Source organism: Gordonia abscondita, from assembly GCF_032711245.1.
In the GTDB taxonomy this organism is placed as follows: Bacteria; Actinomycetota; Actinomycetes; order Mycobacteriales; family Mycobacteriaceae; genus Gordonia.
Map to the genome: position 1 here is coordinate 572,054 of NZ_CP128986.1, position 17,986 is coordinate 590,039.

Sequence of the window (17,986 nt, forward strand, 5' to 3'; positions counted from 1 at the left end):
CGGAAAAAACTCTGTCAGGACGACCTTAGTCGGTCATCGACCGTAGACATTGCGCCAACGCGCAGTTGGGGGATCTCGAACTCCACCCGATCGGCGCAGAACGCTACGACGCTTCCGCCTCCAGCGCAGCGACGACGGCACGCAAGGCAGGATCGTCCTCACCGCTACGGCGCCACACCGCATGGACCACCCGGCGCGGAGCCTGCTTCAACGACGCGATCTCAACTCCCGCAGGCGGAGCCGGACGCGCCAGACGCGGGATCAACGCGACCACATCACCTGATGCGACGAGCGCCATCTGCGTGCTGAAGTCATCGACCGAATGCACCACGTCGGGCTCTGCGGCACTCGAGGCAAACATTCGCTGGAACCACTGGTGGCAGACCGTCCCCGGCGGACTCGTCACCCACCGACAGCCCGCGAGATCGGCCAATCCGATCGGCTCGCGAGACTGTGCGAGTGGATGCCCGGCGGGAACTGCTAGGTCGCCGACGTCGGTGTGCAGCAACGACGGTCGAACACCAGGCGACACCGGAGTCGGCACACCGTCCGCGTCGTGCACCAACGCGAGGTCCGCGCCGCCAGACTCGACGGCGTACACCGCCGGAACCGGGTCTCCCTCAACGATTTCGACACGGAGATCGGGATAGTCGACAGCCAACCCGGCCAGTACCGGTGCGACGATCCCGCGGACCGCCGTCGAGAACGCGACGATCCGAAACGTTCCGCGCGGCACCCCGGCGTCCGCCGACCTCGCCGCCGACACCGACTGCTCCAACGCCTGCACGACACCCGGCACCGACTCGACCAGCGCCCGCCCGGCCGCCGTCAACACCACGCGACGTCCCGCGGGCGACACCAGTTGGACGCCGACCTCCGCTTCGAGCCGCTTGATCTTCTGGGAGATCGCCGACGCGGTGAACCCCAGATCGTCGGCGACCCGACTCATCGTCCCGAGATCCGCGAGCGCCCGGAGAGCCTGTAAAGCCGACACATCAATCATGAAGCGATCGTAATCAATGTGACGTAGAACTGTTCGCTTGTCGTTGACGATGATCACCGCGAGAATAGAAGCCATGATGCTCGCGCCCGCTGCCGCCCACTCATTCGGCACCAACCTCGTCGCCGTCCCGACCCCAATGAACCCCGACTATTCGATCGACGAGTCCGGGTTCAAGGCGATGGTGAAGCACCTGGTGAAGAACGGCTGCGACGGCATCGTCGTCGCCGGAACCACCGGCGAGTCGCCGACCCTGTCCGAGGACGAACTGGCACAGATCATCCGACTGGCGGCATCGAAGGCGAAAGGCCGTGCCCGGATCATCGCCGGAGTCGGCACCAACGACACGCTTTCCACCATCCGCCGCGCTCGTCTCGCCGCGACAGCAGGTGCCGACGCCCTCCTCGTCGTCACCCCGTATTACTCGCGGCCATCGCAGATCGGTGTCGCCACCCACTTCCGCGCTGTCGCCGACGCCACCGACCTGCCCGTCATGCTCTACGACGTCCCACACCGCACCGGCCTCCCCATCGCGACAGCGACACTGATGGAACTCGCCCAACACCCGAGGATCCTCGCGGTCAAAGACGCAACCGGCGACATCGCACAAGCCATGGCCGTGATGGCCGAATGCCCGATGGCGTTCTACTGCGGAACCGACGGCCTCAACCTGCCGTACCTGTCGGCGGGAGCGACCGGAGTCGTCAGCGTCGTGGGCGCGGTCCGTTCCGCCGCGAACGCCGCGCTCATCAACGCCGTCGCCGCTAACGATCTGCAGACTGCTCGCGAGATCAACCGCGACCTGATCCCCGCCGCTACCGCATTGAACTCGATCGCCACCGGCGGAGCCGTCGCCGCGAAGGTCGCCCTGCGCGAGCTCGGTGTCATCGCCCACGCGACGGTCCGCCCGCCGCTCACCGAAGCGACATCCGACGAGGCCGGGCAGATCGTGGCCGCGTTGGCCGTGCACACGGAGGCTCCAGTTCGATCCGCCTGACGGTGTCGTCGAGCCGCCGGCTATTCACGCAGTTCGGTTCGCCGCCGCATACGCGCCCGGCGACACCCCGATGGTCGCCGTGAAGTCCCGCGTCAAATGGGCTTGATCGGCGTAGCCGAGGTCGGCGGCGAGCTGCGCCCAGTCGGGCGACCGTCCATCACGGACGTGCTCGGCCGCATCGATGAGACGGAACCGTCTGATCACCCAGGTCGGCGATACACCTGCGCACGAGGTGAACATCCGCTGCAACGTGCGAGAAGTGATTCCGCCGATCGACGCCACCTGACTCACCGTGGCGATCGTCCGATCGCTTTCGACAGCGGCAGCGATCGTCGACACTTCGCGCGCGCGATCGATACGAGCCCGAGGACGGTCAGCCAACAGTCTGACTAGCTCGTCTCCGATCGGTGCCGCTCGGTCGGGCCCCCACGGGCCATCGGCGACCCGGACCGGCAGCCTGTGGTCGACGGCCAGGACGGCAGCCAAGTCCAGATGGGAGTCGTTGACTGCCTGGACGTCGTCGATCCACGCGCCGAACCCGCCGGTCGCCGACTTCGCGGCGACATTCCACCCGCTCCCGCTCAACGACCGGACCGTGACCTCAGTCGTAACGCCGTTGAACTTCGCGGCCAACGGATACGGACCGGGAGGCGGATCGTCGCCCGGCGCAGGCGACGTTCCGACGCTGACGTTCACCGCCGGAGTAGCGAGCACTGGTTGCCGATGCCGTTGCCCCGCAGGCAAATCCCAGCGAACCGCCCAGAACCACTCGATTAGTCCCTCGAGTTCCGGCCGCGCCGGATACCTGTCGAAGTCGACTACGGCGAACATCCGGGCCGGTTCGAGAATGCCACGTGTGTGCCCGTCGAACGAAGAGCGAGAACCGTCGGCGCGCACGAAGGAAGCGTAACCCGCGACAAGCAAACCAACACCGGTCAGCCTGAGCAACCACCAGGTGAGCGTCGCTCGCGCTGAGCGGTGTCGGTTTGATCGCGGACGTGTCGCGAATCTTCAAGAGGATGCACGCGGCTCGGTCGTAACGTCGAACACATGGACACGTCAGCCGCCCTCATCCGCACTTTCGACCAGTTAGCCGACCTGCTCGACGAGGCAGCCGACACTCCGCCGAACGCACCCACACCCTGCACAGACTTCGACGTTGCCGCCCTCCGACACCACATCGTCGGATGGCTCACCGCGTTCGCCGACGGCTTCGTCGCCGCCGACCACACGTGCGGCGACGCCAACGCGGTCACCGTCACGGGCAGCGGCGGAGAACAGGTCCGCGCTGCCGCGGGCCGACTCCGACAGGTGCTCCCGGGCGCGCTCACCCATCCCCTCAACATCGGTGAATCCGGGATGCCCGGCGACATGGCCGCGTCAATGATCTTGTGGGAGTACCAGATGCACGGATGGGACCTCGCCCAAGCGGCAGGCCTCGACTGGAATCCCGACGACGAAGCAGTCGAAGCATCACTGGCTTTCGCGCCCGCAATGCTGACACCCGACTTCCAAGGCGACGGCAAAGCGTTCGCTACTGCCGTCCCAGTAGACGAGTCAGCCACACCATTGGAGCGTCTCGTCGGACTGTCCGGACGGCGCCCAATGCGGTGAGTGGAATGTCCCCACTCGGGGTACGCGGGCGACGCGGCTGACGTCGCCGGTCACGCCTCCAACGGTGCGATCGCTTGCAGGAAGCCGACGACGTAGTCGATCAGTTCCGTGTCGCGCAGCCGCGGCGACCCGACACCGCCGGTTCGCGGGATCGGGAGCGTCACAGTGTGCGTAGTGGCGCGGTACTGCGCCGACGAGAACATCCGCTTGAGGCGGATCTGCTGGCTGTCGAGCAGGATCATCGGCGCGACCTTCACCGACTGGCCGGCCAACCCGACCTCGGCGACTCCGCGCTCACGGCACCGCAGGCGCAACCGGGCGATCGCTGCGAGACGCTGCGTCTGGACCGGCGGAGGCCCGTAGCGGTCGGCGAGTTCGACGAGCACTTCGTCGACGTCGCTGTCGCTGCTCGCCGACGCGAGCTTCCGGTACGCCTCCAACCGCAGCCGGTCCGCTTCGACATACTCGGTGGGGATGTGAGCGTCGACCGGCAGGTCGATCCGCACCTCCGTCGACTCCTGGGTCTGCACCGGATTACCGTCCGCGGCAGCCCGATACGCTTCGACAGCTTCACCGACCAGCCGCACGTAAAGGTCGAAGCCGACGCCCGCGACGTGACCGGACTGCTGGGCGCCCAACACGTTGCCCGCGCCGCGCAACTCCAAATCCTTCAACGCGACGGCCATGCCTGCACCCAGCTCGTTGTTCTGCGCGATGGTCGCGAGGCGGTCGTATGCGGTCTCGGTCAACGGCTTGTCGCCGCTGTACAGCAGGTACGCGTAACCGCGTTCGCGGGAACGCCCGACGCGCCCACGCAACTGGTGCAGTTGCGAGAGCCCGAAGTTCTCGGCACGGTCGACGATCAGCGTGTTCGCGTTCGAGATGTCCATCCCCGTCTCGATGATCGTCGTACACACCAGCACGTCGTACTCACGGTTCCAGAAGGCGTCGACAGTGCTCTCCAACTGGTCTTCGCCCATCTGACCGTGCGCGACGACGACCCTCGCCTCGGGGACCATCGCGGCGAGGTCGCGGGCTACCTTGTCGATCGTCGATACCCGGTTGTGTACGAAGAACACTTGGCCGTCGCGCAACAGTTCGCGGCGGATCGCGGCAGCCACCTGTTTCGGCGAGTACGCGCCGACATAGGTGAGGACCGGGTGGCGTTCTTCGGGTGGGGTGAGGATCGTCGACATCTCGCGGATCCCCGCCATCGACATCTCCAGGGTTCGCGGGATCGGCGTCGCCGACATCGTCAGCACGTCGACGTGCGTGCGCAACGCCTTGATGTGCTCCTTATGCTCCACACCGAACCGCTGCTCCTCGTCGACGATGACCAGCCCGAGATCCTTCCACCGGACACCGGTCTGCAGCAGCCGATGGGTGCCGATGACGATGTCGACTTCGCCATCCGCCATCTGCGCGAGGATCTCTCTCGAATCCGCCGGATCGGTGAACCGCGACAGCCCTCGAACTTTGACCGGGAAACCGGCCATGCGTTCGGTGAAAGTCTGCATGTGCTGTCCGGCGAGGATCGTGGTCGGCACGAGGACCGCGACCTGTTTGCCGTCCTGTACCGCCTTGAATGCGGCGCGGACCGCGATCTCGGTCTTGCCGTATCCGACGTCGCCGACGACGACCCGGTCCATCGGGACGGGCTTCTCCATGTCGGCTTTGACCTCGGAGATCACCGTCATCTGGTCGACTGTCTCGGTGTAGTCGAACGCGTCTTCCATCTCGCGCTGCCATGGGGTGTCCGGGCTGAACGGGAACCCGGGCGCGGCGTGGCGGGCCGCATACAACTGGACGAGTTCGCCCGCGATTTCGCGGACGGCCTTGCGCGCCTTCTTCTTCGTGTTCGCCCAGTCGGACCCGCCGAGTTTGCTCAGCGACGGCTGCTCGCCGCCGACGTAGCGGGACAGTTGGTCGAGTGCTTCCATCGGCACGAACAGACGATCGCCAGGTTGTCCGCGTTTGCCGGGTGCATACTCGATGACTAGATATTCGCGGCGCGCACCCGAGATGGTCCGTTCGATCATCTCGACGAATTTGCCGATTCCGTGTTGGTCGTGGACCACCATGTCGCCGGCGACCAACGCCAGCGGATCCACCTGGTTACGACGCTTCGCGGGCAGCCGCCGACCATCTTTCACGCCGGTGACGCGCGCACCAGTGATGTCGGCTTCGGTCGCGATGACCAACCCGGTGCTGCTCGGTGACCCGAGACCCAGGGTGAGTCCGCGCCGCAGTGTTCCGTGGTAGACGCCGACCGCGTCGGCGGGCGGCTCGCCACCGTCTTCCATCAGCCGGGCAGGCACTTCGGCTTCACCGAGTCGTTCGACGAAGCGCATCGCCGTACCGCGCCCCGCGGCCACGATTGCAGCCCGACCACCAGATGCGAGCTGGGCGCGCAACGACGTCATCAGGGTGGCGAGTTCCTTCTCGTCGCCGTGTGGCATCGGCCCCGGCTCGACGTCCAACACCAGTTCTTCGCCGTCGCCCGCCGCAAGCGGACTCAACGTCCACCACGAGTGACCTGCGCCGACGGTGATCGACTCGACCTCGCCGATCGGCCGGTACGCGCTAGCGGTCAAGTCGATGGCGCGCGCGTCGACCGGCGCATCCGCACCGAGGGCCGCCGCATTCCACGACGCTTCCAGGAATTCTTCGCCGGTCCGCGCGAGGTCGACGGCCCGCGTACGGACCTTCTCCGGGTCGAGGATCAGCACGCGAACGCCGGCGGGCATCACCTCGGTGAGTAGTTGCATCTCGCCGTTGACGAGCGCCGGGATCAGCGCTTCCATGCCGTCGATGGGCATGCCTTCAGCGAGCTTCGCCAGCATCTCACGCAACGCTTCGTCGGATGTCGACTCGGCCAGTTCGGCGGCCCGCTCTCTCACATCCGCGGTCAAGACGAGTTCACGACACGGGTGGATCTGCACGGACGAACAGTCGATCTCTGGTTGGGTGCGCTGGTCGGCGACCGAGAACGCCCGCATGTCGGTGATCTCGTCGCCCCAGAATTCGACGCGCACCGGGTAGTCGGCTGTCGTCGGGAAGACGTCGAGAATGCCTCCTCGCACCGCGAACTCGCCGCGTCGCCCAACCATGTCGACACGTTCGTACGCCATCTCGACGAGTTGTTCGATGAGACCGTCGAACTCGAAGTCGACGCCTTCGGACAGGGTGAGCGTGCGCAATTCGCCGAGGCCGGGCGCCATCGGCTGCACCAACGACCGAACGGTCGTCACGACCACCGCGAGTGGAGACTGCGCAGGCGAAGCCAATCGGTGCAGGACCGCGAGTCGCGCACCGACCGTGTCCGCGCTCGGTGACAATCGCTCATGTGGGAGGGTCTCCCACGACGGGAACTGCGCGACCGACTCACGATCCGGCAGCAACTCCGACAGCTCGGCTGTCAGATCGTCTGCCTCCCGACCGTTCGCCGTTACCACCAGGACCGGGGCTTCGTCTGTCTCCGCCAGGGCAGCCACCAGGAACGGCCGCACCGCGTCCGGCGCGCTCACATCGAGTCGCGGCCGCGCCGCCCGTTCCCTGATCTGCGCGAACACATCGTCGCGCAGAGCGAGGGCGGTCAGTCCGGACAGAGTCGTCCCAGGGATATCTTCGGTGGTCGCCACCCGGTTCACTCTATTCGCGTACCGTGATCACGCGAATTCGGGCGGTCATGCTCTTGATCGAGCGGAGTCGAGTGTCCGGGTCTCGACCCCGCTCGACCGCGAATAGACCCTCACTCGAACAACGGTGCCCCCAAGTACGACCCCGGCCGAGCACCTGGAAGCATCGCGTACACGGCGGAGCCGATCGGCGTAGTCCACTCGTTGAGGGCGTCGTGGTCGGCGAGCCGCTGCTGCACGGGCACGTACTGCGCCATCGGGTCACGCTGGTAGGCGGCAAAGATCAGGCCGCTGTCGGACGTGTCGCCGTCGACGCCCGGAGGCGGGACGTCGTAGTTGTACGGCCTGCGCAGAAACTGCTCCCGGTCCGAACGCTGGTGCGCCCTAGCGATGTGCGACGACTCCGGGATCACCGGGATGCCGCCCTTCGTCGCTGTGAACACAGCTTCGTCGGTTTCGGCTCGCCCTGTCAATGGCGCACCGTTATCGAGGGAGCGCCCCACTGACAGTTCTCGCCCGCGCCGGTCGAGCGCTTCCCACGTGTCCATGTTCATGGCGATCCGCCGCAGGACGAGCGACGTTCCGCCCGTCATCCACCGCTGCTCCGCGCCGTCATCCCACACGAGGTCGTCGTACCTGTCGTCGGAAGGCTGGACGGTGCCGTCGACTTGCCCGAACAGGTTGCGGCCGTGGTGGAATCCTTGTTGCATCCACCGGACTCGGATACGCCGCCGGACCGGTGCGATGACCATTCGCACCGCGTGTGCGAGGGTCATCGGATCATCGCAGGCGACCGTGACGACCACATCGGTCTGCCCCCATCGCTCCTGCAGCCGGTCGATCCCGAACGCCGGCAGCGGTGTGCACCACGCAGGCTTCTTCGCCGCCAACGCTGACGATGCGAATGCTCCCGGACCGAATCCGACCGCGATCGACAGCCGGGCCGGATCACCGGCGAGTTCCGGCTCTGTGTCGGAGAATCCTGGTTTGCCCTGCGTCAGGTTGGCCGCGTCCTGCGTCCACAACCGCAGCATTCCTTGGAGGGCCGCGTGGTCGGCGGCGTCGATCAGGTCGAGTCCGATGAAGTTCACGTGTGACTGCATCGGGGTGACGATCCCCGACTGGTGGTCGCCGAAGAACGGCAGCGTCGACGGGGCCGCAGCCGTCTCGGACAGTTCATGTCCGACACCGACTGCGGCCGCGCCAACGCCGAGCCCTGCGAGACCGACTCCGCCGGTCAGCAGTGTTCTCCGGGAGAATCGGGTCAACTGTGCCCGCCGTGGGCGCCACTTTCAGCGGCCGGGGCAGTGGCGGACGGGGAGTAGTTCTCCTGGTTGCCGTCGAAGTCCCGCGCGATCGCGTCGATCGTCTCGGTCGATCCGTCGTCGAATCGCGCGGTGATCGTCGCGACGTCGCCCGCTCTGACGGGTTTCGTCACGCCCATCAGCATGAAGTGTTCGCCGCCCGGGTCGAGCGTCACCGATCCATTTGCTGGGACGACGATGCCGCCGTCGACTTCCCGCATGGTGGTTTGTCCGCCCGACTCGACGACCTCGTGCAGTTCAACGTTCTTCGCCGCGTCGCTGGATGCGCTGACGATGCGGATGTCGTGGTCGGACGAGTTCTCGACGATGCCGAACGCCGACGTCATGCCGTTGTCGGCTGCCGGGTCGTCGGTTGCTTTGATCCACGGTTGCGAGACGGTGACCGAATCGGCGTCCGAGGCATTCTCGGTGTCGGTGGAGCAAGCGGTGATCAGGGTGGCGGATGCGAGTGCGGCTGCCGCGAATGCAGTCAGTCCGGCTGAGCGCAGCAGGTAGCGCCGTGCCATGAGGTCTCCTCAAGTAAGCAAGGGTGAAAGGTCGGTTGGTCTTCACACCGTTGCGGGAGGGCCTCGCACGCCTGACGCGGACTGCAGAAGGATGGAATACGTTCGCCGCGTCACCTGAGGCGCTGGGGTCAGGGCGATGTCGGGGCCAGTGGGTACGCCGTCGGCCAATAACTGTACGACGGCGATCTTCGATCCACAGGCGCGTGTAAGCCGTTCGGCGACGACGAGGACGCCGACTGCGAGGGGCAGTGCGACGGCGTGCCAGACGAGCATCGGCATTGTGGGCTTCACCGTCCCGTGACCGAGCATGGCGAGCGCGACGTGCGTGGCCGCCTGCCCGACGACGAGCGCGGCAGCCGAGGCAGCCCATCCGGGACGGGTGCACCGTCGCCGATCCGTGACTTGGCTTGCTCTCGCGACGCCGACGACGACGGCGAGTGCACCGAGGATCAACAGATGGGACGTCGGCGACCCATGGTCGCCGAAGCCCCCGCCGAACGCGTGCGCGCAGACGCCGAGGATCGCCGACACCACACCCGCTAAGACACCTTGGATCGCCGGGTCGGCCGGCGAATCGGAGGTGGTCAGACGGATGTGCACGCTGTCGAGCCTATCAATCAGGGGGTTTCGGACTGAGGTCCGAGATCGAGGTGCATGTAGACGACGCCGACCCATCGGCCGAACTTGTATCCGACGCTCGGCGTACGGCCGGCTTCGACGAACCCCGCTTTGGCGTGCAGCGCGATCGACGCGGGTGCTTCGTCGGAGATCACCGCCATGATGTGGCGAGTCGTCGACGGGTCGGTCTTGCCGATCAATGCGCTCAGCAGGTGGCTGCCGATTCCCCGGCCGGCGGCGTCAGGCCGCAGGTAGATGCTGTTCTCCGCGGTGAAGGCCCACCCTGTCTTACCGCGGTACGGGCCGAGCCTCGCGAATCCCAGGATGCCGGGTGCCACGTCGGGGTCCTCAGCGACGATGAACGGTATACCTGTGGACAGACTGTGCGTGAGACGGTCTTCCCATTCGCTCACGTCGGGTGGGTCGTAGTCGAAGCTCGCCGTCGAGGTCTCAACATAATGACGGTAAATATCGGCGACGGTGGCACAGTCGGCGACGGTGGCATCCCGCATCGTGAGCATGCCCCGATTCTTCCGCATACTGTCCCGATTAGACTGCGTGGAATGGCCGAACCGGAGCGAGATCACATCACCGTCGCTGACGAGGGCCGTTTGAAGACCGGCCTCCGGCCACGCCACCTGGTCATGATGAGTCTGGGATCGGCGATCGGCGCGGGGCTGTTCGTCGGATCGGGCGAGGGGATCGCGCTGGCCGGCCCGGCAGCCCTCGTCGCGTACGCGATCATCGGTTTGATCATCGTGTCGGTGATGCGAATGCTGGGCGAACTCGCCGCCGCCGACCCCAACCCGGGAGCCTTCTCGTACTACGTCGGCAAGGCCCTCGGCCCAGGCGCGGGCTTCATGATGGGCTGGCTGTGGTGGATCCAGATGACGCTCGTCGTATCCGCTGAAGCGCTCGCCGCCGCGGAAGGGCTCACCGGACTGATCGGCGTCCTCCCATCCTGGGGTTGGGCGCTCGTGTTCATGCTGGTTTTCACGGTGCTCAATTTGACGGGTGCCGCGAGTTTCGGCGAACTCGAGTTTTGGCTCGCGTTGATCAAGGTCGCGTTCATCGTCGTGTTCTTGGCGATCGGTGCCGCCTACCTGTTCGGGTGGACATCAGAGCCCTCCCCAGGGCTGGACAATGTCGGCGACTTCGTCCCCAATGGGATCGGCGGGGTCACCGCCGCACTGCTGGTGATCGCGTTCGCGTTCGGCGGGATCGAGATCATCGCGGTCGCTGCCGCTGAGACCGACGATCCGGGCCCGAGCGTCACGAAAGCCATTCGGACTATTGTCTGGCGGATTCTGGTCTTCTATGTGGGGTCCGTCCTAGTCATCATCCTGGTGTTGCCGGCCTCGGACGGTCGGCTGCAGTCTGGCCCGTTCGTCGGCGTTCTCGAGCAGGCGGGTCTTCCCGCAGTCGCGACGACGATGGGCGCGATCATCGTCGTCGCGCTCCTGTCGTCGATGAACGTCAATCTGTATGGGGCGTCGCGGATGCTGTTCTCGTTGGGACTGCGTCGTATGGCTCCCGCGGGCACAGCGAAGGTATCGACGCGGGGCGTGCCGATCACCGCGGTGATGGCGAGTGTCGTCGTCGGCTTCGCGATTGTGCCCGCGAACTATGTGTGGGGTGAGCAGGTGCTCGACAAACTTTTGGCGTTGGTCGGCTCCACGCTGCTCGTCACTTGGCTGGCGATCACTGCGGCCCAGATCGTTTTGCGGCGTCGCGCCGATCGCGAGGGACTCCGCCTTCCGATGAAGATGTGGCTGTTCCCGTATCTGTCGTGGGCGACGATGCTCGGACTGGCGGTGATCGTCGTCTTGGGCTTGTGGACCGCTTCTGTGCGCGGTCAGATCGTGTCGACAGCGGTCCTCGCGTTCGTGCTGTGGGGTGTCGGCACGATCATTGCTCGGCGGCGTTCCGCTTCTCTGGACTCGTAGTCTGTGGGACCGGCTCGGTGTAGTCGGAGTCGACGAGCATCGGTGACGGGTCGAGTCGGGTGAGTCCGTTCCAGCACAGATTCACTAAGTGTGCAGCTACTACTTCCTTCGACGGCTCGCGGACGTCCAACCACCATTGGGCGGTCACTGAGACCATGCCGACGAGGGCTTGCGCGTACAGCGGCGCCAACGTCGGGTCGAAGCCTCGCCGGTCGAAATCGCCTGCCAGTATGTGCTCTACCTGGCTGATCGCATCGTTCAGGAGACTCGAGTATCGGGTGTCGTCCTTGTTGCTGTGCGGGGACTCGCCTCGAACCAGGATGCGGAAGCCGTCGGTCCGTTCTTCCATGTAGGTGAGGAGGGCGAGTGCGACCTGTTGGATGCGATACAGCGACCGGTTGTTGGTGAGCGACGATGTCACGAGCTCGAGTAGCTTGTCCATCTCTCGGTCGACGACGACTGCGTAGAGGCCTTCCTTGCCGCCGAAGTGCTCGTAGACGATCGGCTTGGACACGCCTGCCCGCTGCGCGATCTCTTCGATAGATGTGCCCTCGAAGCCTCGCTCCGCGAACAGTCCGCGAGCCACCTCAATCAGCTGCAGACGACGCTGGGCACCCGTCATCCGCGCGCGAGGCGCCTTCACTACTACTTCCGCACCGTCCGCCGGCCTGTCGATAGCCATACGGCACAGTCTATCGGCGACCACGGCTGGCCGGGTACGACGCGCAGGTGCGGGACCCTGACGCGCCGCCTCACCCATGGCGCTACGTGCTGTCTAGGTTCGCGCTGCAGTCTAGGTTCGCGCTGTATAGGTGGTGGATATAGGAGTAGAGCCCCCAACACGAATGTGTTGGGGGCTCTACTCGAATTCTAGTTCGGCGGTGTCCTACTCTCCCACACTGATTAAAGTGCAGTACCATCGGCGCTGGAGGGCTTAGCTTCCGGGTTCGGAATGGGGCCGGGCGTTTCCCCTCCGCTATAGCCACCGAAACAATATGAGGTTATCGCGTGTGCGGCCTCAGAAGTAGATAGTGGATGCGAGACACACTTAAACAAAAAGAATGTGTGTGAGTGTTGTTAGTAAGTCCTCGGCCTATTAGTACCAGTCACCTGAACATATTACTATGCTTACAGTTCTGGCCTATCAACCCCATAGTCTGTAGGGGGCCTTACCCCACCCAAAGGGCAGGTGAGAAACCTCATCTTGGAACAGGCTTCCCGCTTAGATGCTTTCAGCGGTTATCCCTTCCGAACGTAGCTAACCAGCAGTGCTCTTGGTAGAACAACTGGCACACCAGAGGTTCGTCCGTCCCGGTCCTCTCGTACTAGGGACAGGTTTCCTCAAGTTTCTAATCGCGCGCGGCGGATAGAGACCGAACTGTCTCACGACGTTCTAAACCCAGCTCGCGTGCCGCTTTAATGGGCGAACAGCCCAACCCTTGGGACCTACTCCAGCCCCAGGATGCGACGAGCCGACATCGAGGTGCCAAACCATCCCGTCGATATGGACTCTTGGGGAAGATCAGCCTGTTATCCCCGGGGTACCTTTTATCCGTTGAGCGACACCGCTTCCACTTGCCGGTGCCGGATCACTAGTCCCGACTTTCGTCCCTGCTCGACATGTACGTCTCACAGTCAAGCTCCCTTGTGCACTTACACTCAACACCTGATTGCCATCCAGGCTGAGGGAACCTTTGGGCGCCTCCGTTACATTTTAGGAGGCAACCGCCCCAGTTAAACTACCCACCAGGCACTGTCCCTGAACCCGATCAGGGTCCGAGGTTAGAAGCCCAATACGATCAGAGTGGTATTTCAACAACGACTCCACCAACACTAGCGTGCCAGCTTCACAGTCTCCCACCTATCCTACACAAACCGTACCGAACACCAATACCAAGCTATAGTGAAGGTCCCGGGGTCTTTTCGTCCTGCCGCGCGAAACGAGCATCTTTACTCGTACTGCAATTTCGCCGAGTCTGTGGTTGAGACAGCAGAGAAGTCGTTACGCCATTCGTGCAGGTCGGAACTTACCCGACAAGGAATTTCGCTACCTTAGGATGGTTATAGTTACCACCGCCGTTTACTGGGGCTTAAATTCTCAGCTTCACCACCAAAGTGGTTAACCGGTCCTCTTAACCTTCCAGCACCGGGCAGGCGTCAGTCCGTATACATCGTCTTACGACTTCGCACGGACCTGTGTTTTTAGTAAACAGTCGCTTCTCTCTGGTCTCTGCGACCACAACCAGCTCCCACCGTAAAGATGATCACCAGCCATGGTCCCCCTTCTCCCGAAGTTACGGGGGCAATTTGCCGAGTTCCTTAACCACAGTTATCTCGATCGCCTTAGTATTCTCTACCTGACCACCTGTGTCGGTTTGGGGTACGGGCCATGCACCAACTCACTAGAGGCTTTTCTCGGCAGCATAGGATCACTGAATTCGCCACAACGGCTACGCATCACCTCTCAGGACATATGTGGCACGGATTTACCTACACCACTCCCTACAGGCTTACACCAGTACAACCACTGACTGGCCCAGCTACCTTCCTGCGTCACCCCATCGCTTGACTACTACACCCAAGGTCCCACGCAGCCACACACACAACAATCCGAAGAAAGTCACACATGCTTTTGGGCGGTTAGTACAGATGATTCACCATTTGTCGCGGATGCACGGGTACGGGAATATCAACCCGTTGTCCATCGACTACGCCTGTCGGCCTCGCCTTAGGTCCCGACTCACCCTGGGCGGATTAACCTGGCCCAGGAACCCTTGGTCATTCGGCGGACAAGTTTCTCACTTGTCTTTCGCTACTCATGCCTGCATTCTCACTCCCACACCCTCCACCACTAGATCACTCTGCGGCTTCCACGGATGCAGGACGCTCCCCTACCCACCCACACCACTAGACACACCCCCAAAAGGGTGGCCGATGTAATGTGTGAGTGCCGCGGCTTCGGCGGTGTACTTGAGCCCCGCTACATTGTCGGCGCAGGATCACTTGACCAGTGAGCTATTACGCACTCTTTCAAGGGTGGCTGCTTCTAAGCCAACCTCCTGGTTGTCTTCGCGACCCCACATCCTTTTCCACTTAGTACACGCTTAGGGGCCTTAGCCGGCGATCTGGGCTGTTTCCCTCTCGACTACGAAGCTTATCCCCCGCAGTCTCACTGCCACGCTCTCACTTACCGGCATTCGGAGTTTGGCTGACGTCAGTAACCTTTTAGGGCCCATCGGCCATCCAGTAGCTCTACCTCCAGTAAGAAACACGTGACGCTGCACCTAAATGCATTTCGGGGAGAACCAGCTATCACGGAGTTTGATTGGCCTTTCACCCCTACCCACAACTCATCCCCTCCATTTTCAACTGAAGTGGGTTCGCGCCTCCACGACGTCTTACCGTCGCTTCACACTGGCCATGGGTAGATCACTCCGCTTCGGGTCTAGACCCAGCGACTCATAAACGCCCTATTCAGACTCGCTTTCGCTACGGCTACCCCACACGGGTTAACCTCGCCACTGAGCACTAACTCGCAGGCTCATTCTTCAAAAGGCACGCCATCACCCCACCCAACAAAGGGAAGGCTCTGACGGATTGTAAGCGTCCGGTTTCAGGTACTATTTCACTCCCCTCCCGGGGTACTTTTCACCTTTCCCTCACGGTACTAGTCCGCTATCGGTCACCAGAGAGTATTTAGGCTTACCGGGTGGTCCCGGCAGATTCACAGCAGATTCCACGAGCCCGCTGCTACTTGGGACACATCGACACCAGACCAATCGCTTACAGTTACGGGACTCTCACCCACTACGGCAGACCATTCCAGGCCACTTCACCTAACGAAAGATTTTCTTACTGGCGCTCCGCACGGCAGCACGAAGAACGACACTCCCACAACCCCACACGCACAACCCCTGCCGAGTATCACATACGCATGGTTTAGCCTCATCCGCTTTCGCTCGCCACTACTCACGGAATCACAATTGTTTTCTCTTCCTGTGGGTACTGAGATGTTTCACTTCCCCACGTTCCCTCCAACCCGGCTATACATTCACCGGGCGGTAACACGACATAACTCGTGCTGGGTTTCCCCATTCGGACACCCTCGGATCACAGCTCGTTTGACAACTCCCCGAGGACTATCGCGGCCTACCACGTCCTTCATCGGCTCCTGGTACCAAGGCATCCACCGAACGCCCTAAAACACTTACAACAACACCCACAAACACACCACAACACCAACCAACACCCCACCACCCACAAAAGCGGAAAGACACCAGCCACGCTGTGACACGAATGTGGACAACACAAACAAATCTTTGAAATTGCAATACACATCTAAAAATTTAAGATGCTCGCATCCACTATCCACTTCTCAAACAACACACACCCACCCAACCCCACACACCCACACAGGCGCGGAAATCCAGCGAGCATCACAAGACAACACCTGCCGAAACGACATGTGTTCCCTCAGAACCCCGATAGTGTGCAATATCCGACCATCCAGTCACCCAAACGATCCCACCACCAGCACACCAGCATACAACCAGTGCACCAGCCCCACGAACACAACGTCCGCGCAGTGGCTTCTTGTGTTTCACCCGTGAACAAACACCCACCCACACTACATTCGAGCATGGCATAGGAATTGTTGTCTGCTCCTTAGAAAGGAGGTGATCCAGCCGCACCTTCCGGTACGGCTACCTTGTTACGACTTCGTCCCAATCGCCGATCCCACCTTCGACAGCTCCCTCCCACAAGGGGTTAGGCCACCGGCTTCGGGTGTTACCGACTTTCATGACGTGACGGGCGGTGTGTACAAGGCCCGGGAACGTATTCACCGCAGCGTTGCTGATCTGCGATTACTAGCGACTCCGACTTCATGGGGTCGAGTTGCAGACCCCAATCCGAACTGAGACGCGCTTTAAGGGATTCGCTCCACCTCACGGTCTCGCAGCCCTCTGTACGCGCCATTGTAGCATGTGTGAAGCCCTGGACATAAGGGGCATGATGACTTGACGTCATCCCCACCTTCCTCCGAGTTGACCCCGGCAGTCTCCTGCAAGTCCCCACCATTACGTGCTGGCAATACAGGACAAGGGTTGCGCTCGTTGCGGGACTTAACCCAACATCTCACGACACGAGCTGACGACAGCCATGCACCACCTGTACACCAGCCACAAGGGAATATGTATCTCTACATACGTCTGGTGTATGTCAAACCCAGGTAAGGTTCTTCGCGTTGCATCGAATTAATCCACATGCTCCGCCGCTTGTGCGGGCCCCCGTCAATTCCTTTGAGTTTTAGCCTTGCGGCCGTACTCCCCAGGCGGGGTACTTAATGCGTTAGCTACGGCACGGAACTCGTGAAATGAGCCCCACACCTAGTACCCACCGTTTACGGCGTGGACTACCAGGGTATCTAATCCTGTTCGCTCCCCACGCTTTCGCTCCTCAGCGTCAGTTACTACCCAGAGACCCGCCTTCGCCACCGGTGTTCCTCCTGATATCTGCGCATTTCACCGCTACACCAGGAATTCCAGTCTCCCCTGTAGTACTCAAGTCTGCCCGTATCGCCTGCACGCCTGCAGTTAAGCTGCAGAATTTCACAGACGACGCGACAAACCGCCTACGAGCTCTTTACGCCCAGTAATTCCGGACAACGCTCGCACCCTACGTATTACCGCGGCTGCTGGCACGTAGTTGGCCGGTGCTTCTTCTCCAGGTACCGTCACTTGCGCTTCGTCCCTAGCGAAAGAGGTTTACAACCCGAAGGCCGTCATCCCTCACGCGGCGTCGCTGCATCAGGCTTGCGCCCATTGTGCAATATTCCCCACTGCTGCCTCCCGTAGGAGTCTGGGCCGTGTCTCAGTCCCAGTGTGGCCGATCACCCTCTCAGGTCGGCTACCCGTCGTCGCCTTGGTAGGCCATTACCCCACCAACAAGCTGATAGGCCGCGGGCCCATCCCACACCGCAAAAGCTTTCCACCCCACGCCATGCAGCGCAGAGTCATATCCGGTATTAGACCCAGTTTCCCAGGCTTATCCCAGAGTGCAGGGCAGATCACCCACGTGTTACTCACCCGTTCGCCACTCGAGTACCCAGCAAGCTGGGCCTTTCCGTTCGACTTGCATGTGTTAAGCACGCCGCCAGCGTTCGTCCTGAGCCAGGATCAAACTCTCCAACAAAAAACATCAAAACAACCAACCCCACAAGGATCAGCAATTTCAACACAAAGCCAGAAAGCAAAACCTGACCAATCCAAAAAACTGACAAAAACAAAAAACTAAACAAACAAAATGTCCGTCAAAAATTTTATCCCTGCCACAAAAAATACA

General features: G+C 62.4%; 11 protein-coding genes and 3 rRNA genes. 3 read left to right on the plus strand and 11 right to left on the minus strand.

The genetic code is table 11. The annotated features are described in order from the left end of the window. Positions 1 to 103: 103 nt before the first annotated feature. Positions 104 to 1,003, minus strand: coding sequence for a LysR family transcriptional regulator (locus tag MP11Mi_RS02620; protein ID WP_420040773.1), 900 nt, complete (start codon positions 1,001 to 1,003; stop codon positions 104 to 106). A gap of 73 nt (positions 1,004 to 1,076) precedes the next feature. On the opposite strand from MP11Mi_RS02620, the gene dapA reads away from it, so the two are divergent. Next, complete coding sequence (dapA, locus tag MP11Mi_RS02625; RefSeq protein ID WP_420040774.1) at positions 1,077 to 1,997, plus strand: 4-hydroxy-tetrahydrodipicolinate synthase; 921 nt, start codon at positions 1,077 to 1,079, stop codon at positions 1,995 to 1,997. Between the two features lie 24 nt (positions 1,998 to 2,021). Here dapA and MP11Mi_RS02630 read toward each other — a convergent pair whose 3' ends face one another. Further along, positions 2,022 to 2,894, minus strand: a complete 873-nt coding sequence (locus MP11Mi_RS02630; RefSeq protein WP_420040775.1) for an AraC family transcriptional regulator — start codon at positions 2,892 to 2,894, stop codon at positions 2,022 to 2,024. A 153-nt stretch (positions 2,895 to 3,047) separates the two neighbouring features. Here MP11Mi_RS02630 and MP11Mi_RS02635 point away from each other — a divergent pair, with 153 nt between their 5' ends. Then, positions 3,048 to 3,611 (plus strand): TIGR03086 family metal-binding protein, encoded by a 564-nt coding sequence (locus MP11Mi_RS02635; protein ID WP_420040776.1) that lies wholly within the window; start codon positions 3,048 to 3,050, stop codon positions 3,609 to 3,611. 50 nt (positions 3,612 to 3,661) lie between these two features. Here the strand turns inward: MP11Mi_RS02635 and mfd are convergent, their stop codons facing one another. The 5 genes from mfd to MP11Mi_RS02660 form a co-directional block, all read right to left on the minus strand. Continuing rightward, positions 3,662 to 7,219: a transcription-repair coupling factor gene (gene mfd, locus MP11Mi_RS02640; protein ID WP_420712860.1), complete on the minus strand. Its 3,558-nt coding sequence runs from the start codon at positions 7,217 to 7,219 to the stop codon at positions 3,662 to 3,664. 143 nt (positions 7,220 to 7,362) lie between these two features. Beyond that, positions 7,363 to 8,517, minus strand: coding sequence for a Dyp-type peroxidase (locus MP11Mi_RS02645; protein WP_420040778.1), 1,155 nt, complete (start codon positions 8,515 to 8,517; stop codon positions 7,363 to 7,365). Continuing rightward, the gene (locus MP11Mi_RS02650; protein WP_420040779.1) at positions 8,514 to 9,080 is read right to left on the minus strand and encodes a copper chaperone PCu(A)C; all 567 of its coding nucleotides are present in this window, start codon (positions 9,078 to 9,080) and stop codon (positions 8,514 to 8,516) included. Before MP11Mi_RS02650 ends, MP11Mi_RS02645 begins: the two co-directional genes overlap by 4 nt. Before the next feature lie 42 nt (positions 9,081 to 9,122). Next, positions 9,123 to 9,680 (minus strand): hypothetical protein, encoded by a 558-nt coding sequence (locus tag MP11Mi_RS02655; RefSeq protein ID WP_420040780.1) that lies wholly within the window; start codon positions 9,678 to 9,680, stop codon positions 9,123 to 9,125. Positions 9,681 to 9,697: 17 nt separating this feature from the next. After that, positions 9,698 to 10,219, minus strand: coding sequence for a GNAT family N-acetyltransferase (locus tag MP11Mi_RS02660; protein WP_420040781.1), 522 nt, complete (start codon positions 10,217 to 10,219; stop codon positions 9,698 to 9,700). Positions 10,220 to 10,261: 42 nt separating this feature from the next. On the opposite strand from MP11Mi_RS02660, the gene MP11Mi_RS02665 reads away from it, so the two are divergent. Next, a complete protein-coding gene (locus MP11Mi_RS02665; RefSeq protein ID WP_420040782.1) occupies positions 10,262 to 11,644 on the plus strand; it encodes an amino acid permease in 1,383 nt (460 codons plus the stop codon). On the opposite strand, the gene MP11Mi_RS02670 is transcribed toward MP11Mi_RS02665, so the two are convergent. The 4 genes from MP11Mi_RS02670 to MP11Mi_RS02685 all read right to left on the minus strand — a co-directional run bounded on the left by MP11Mi_RS02670 (position 11,607) and on the right by MP11Mi_RS02685 (position 17,836). Then, entirely contained in the window at positions 11,607 to 12,326 is a 720-nt protein-coding gene (locus MP11Mi_RS02670) for a TetR/AcrR family transcriptional regulator (RefSeq protein WP_420040783.1), read from the minus strand. The genes MP11Mi_RS02665 and MP11Mi_RS02670 overlap by 38 nt on opposite strands. A 191-nt stretch (positions 12,327 to 12,517) precedes the next feature. Further along, a 5S ribosomal RNA gene (gene rrf, locus MP11Mi_RS02675) occupies positions 12,518 to 12,634 on the minus strand. Positions 12,635 to 12,720: 86 nt separating this feature from the next. Next, positions 12,721 to 15,857: ribosomal RNA gene (locus tag MP11Mi_RS02680) — 23S ribosomal RNA — on the minus strand. A gap of 456 nt (positions 15,858 to 16,313) precedes the next feature. After that, positions 16,314 to 17,836: ribosomal RNA gene (locus tag MP11Mi_RS02685) — 16S ribosomal RNA — on the minus strand. Together the 16S, 23S and 5S rRNA genes form the textbook arrangement of a ribosomal RNA operon. Between the last annotated feature and the right edge of the window lie 150 nt (positions 17,837 to 17,986).